Consider the following 416-nt stretch of genomic DNA (forward strand, 5'->3'; position numbering starts at 1 on the left):
GCTGCGTAATCCCCATTCAAAGTATCCCGGATAGCGGTTGTAAAAATCACGCCCGGCACCAGGGGCATGATGCATCCAATGATGACAATATCACGCTTCAAGTCAGGAAACACCCATTGTTTCATCATAAGAGCTGCCACGGCTATGGAAAATGCACCCAGAGACGTCTGGCAGAACACATTAAGCCTGATCCGGCCCGACATCCAGATGACTCCCGCAGACAATGCGCCCGCAAATGCGGCGGCCGTACAATCTACAGTTCCTCCGCCCAGAAGCAGGGCAAAGAACAGGGATACACAGATGACTCCTGCATTCTTCATCCAGGGCCTGTACTGCTGTGCCTTACACGCTTTCTGAAGCTCTTCATAAGCGGCTTCCACAGTCATATTACCGCTGCAGAACTGTCTGGAGACATT

General features: G+C 51.9%; 1 protein-coding gene. It reads right to left on the bottom strand.

Annotated elements, in window-relative coordinates; genetic code table 11:
- The coding region (locus NE664_14650; GenBank protein MCQ4727874.1) for a threonine/serine exporter family protein at positions 1-416 on the bottom strand (416 nt) is incomplete at both ends.

The sequence above is a fragment of the Anaerotignum faecicola genome, from assembly GCA_024460105.1.
GTDB lineage: Bacteria > Bacillota > Clostridia > Lachnospirales > Anaerotignaceae > JANFXS01.